The following is a 2,044-nucleotide window of genomic DNA, read 5'->3' as shown; positions in this document are numbered from 1 at the left end:
TGACCGTCCTCCTGCTCCTGATTGTCTAACGCCATGCTCATAGATCTTCCTCTCACTGATGAGCACTGGACTTACACAGAACATCTGACACCCCCTGTTTGAAGGGCCTGCTTTGCTGACCCCTTCCATTCTCCAACTTCTGGTCGGCGCGGCGACAAGGGCCGCGAAAAACTAATCCGCCCTGCGGGTTTCAGGCCTGCGGCCCGGATGACTTTTTCGCTTCCTCCCTTGCACCGACCTCCCGCCAGTCAGAGATGGCAGGTGTCAAGCAAAGCACCGGCCCGCCAGGGCCGACCACTTAGGAGGGCCTGCCATGTTGCGCACTATCACCCACGCAAACCTCATCGCCGCGATCCCCGGACTGCTCGGATTCGTGCCCGCCGACTCGATCCTGGTCATCGGCGTGAACGGCGACAAGATCGCCATGACCGCCCGCCACGACATCAGCGGAGTCGACAGCATGGCCGACTACCTCGCCGAAGTGATGCAGACCCACAGCGTCTCGACCGCCGTCGTTATCGCGATCACCGAGGACGAGAACATCGCAACCGCCGCCGTCCGCACCATGAGCGATGCCCTCATGCGTCACGGCATCGAGACCGACCGCCGCCTCATCGTCGCCCGCTGCGACCAGCCCAGCACCTACCGCGACCTCATCACCGGCGACACCGGAACCAGCGGCGACTACCGCGAAAGCCCCGCCAGCGCCAACCGGATACTGACCGGGCAGCCCGTCGCCCAGTCCCGTGAGGCGATGCGCGAAAGCCTTGCTACCACCGACCCCATCGACACCACGAATTCCGATGCCGAGCTACAGCCCGAACTCGCCGCCAAGGCGATCGTCTCGGTAATCGTGAACTGGCCCACCGAAATCCCCCGCGAACTGTCCGCGCAGGTCGCGGCCATGATCCGCCGCCACGTCGCCTACCGGGACGCCCTGCTACGCACCGCCGCCTACGACGCACTCGCCGCCGCAGCAGTGTTCGTCGAAATCGCCCGCCCCCTACGCGGAGTGGACCGCGCGAACGTCCTCACCCTCGCAGCCGCCTGCTACTACCTCAACGGAAACGGCGCGATGACCGGCATCATCTTCGACTACATCACCGAGACCGGCGGACTCCCGACCCTCGCCCACCTGCTCGACCAGGCACTACGGGCCGGAGTCAACCCCGACAAACTCCGGGACGTGGTTCTCCCCGACCCCGATAAGGCCGATGAACTGTTCGGCGGCCACTTCCCCACCCCCGAGGACTTCGCCTAGAGCGGCGGCCCAGGTGGAGGCTCAGAGAATCTGAGCCTCCACCCCCGGCGGCATCGCATCCCGCCACCACAGATCAACCCGCGAAGTCGCAGCGCGCGAACGCCCCTCAACCACCGCCCGAACCTCAGACGGCAACGGCACCCACAGCTCAGCCACAGCACGCTCAACAGAAGACATGCCCCCACGGTAACGGCCGGCGCAGCGGATCGGCTACGCCGAACAGCCCTGTTGTCCGAGCTGGCGCCCGGAGACCCAGAAGGACCGGCCCACGGGCCGGACTCGAATTGTGTGCGGCTACCGCCGCACACGTCGGGGGTTTGTTGCCCCCTTCCAGTCTCTTACCTCTGGTCGGCACGGCGACAAGGGCCGCGAAAAACTAATCCGCCCTACGGGTTTCAGACCTGCGGTCCGGATGACTTTTTCGACTGTAAACACCCTTGCACCGGCCTCCCGACGGCAAAGACGTGGCAGGTGTCAAACAAACCAGCCGCCCGCAGGAGGAACCCCGATGGCCCGCCAGACCCGCAACGGCACCCAGCGCGACGTGTTCAGCCGCGCCAGCCGCGCCCACCAGAACCCGCACACCATCCGCGCCGCCAAGCGCCAGGCCAACCGCCAGGACCGCGCCGCCGGCCGCCGCGAAACCGGCGCCCTCTACTGACCACCCCACCAAGAGCAAGGAGAACCCCTGACCCGCCCGGCGAGTCGTGGACGATGGGATCTTCACTATCTGTTCACGCGGCTCGACATTGATCGAACCACTCGGCTTCAACTTCGTCCGGG

2 protein-coding genes are annotated in these 2,044 nt (G+C 65.7%); both read left to right on the top strand.

Going from position 1 to position 2,044, the window contains the following annotated elements:
• The first annotated feature begins 313 nt into the window (after window positions 1-313).
• Entirely contained in the window at window positions 314-1,261 is a 948-nt protein-coding gene (locus ACZ4TW_RS23960; protein WP_465547012.1) for a DUF4192 domain-containing protein, read from the top strand.
• A gap of 508 nt (window positions 1,262-1,769) precedes the next feature.
• Window positions 1,770-1,922, top strand: a complete 153-nt coding sequence (locus ACZ4TW_RS23955; RefSeq protein WP_465547010.1) for a hypothetical protein — start codon at window positions 1,770-1,772, stop codon at window positions 1,920-1,922.
• Window positions 1,923-2,044 lie beyond the last annotated feature (122 nt).

This window comes from Agromyces sp. NPDC029043, assembly GCF_055564615.1.
This window is presented reverse-complemented; position numbering and strand designations above follow the sequence as displayed.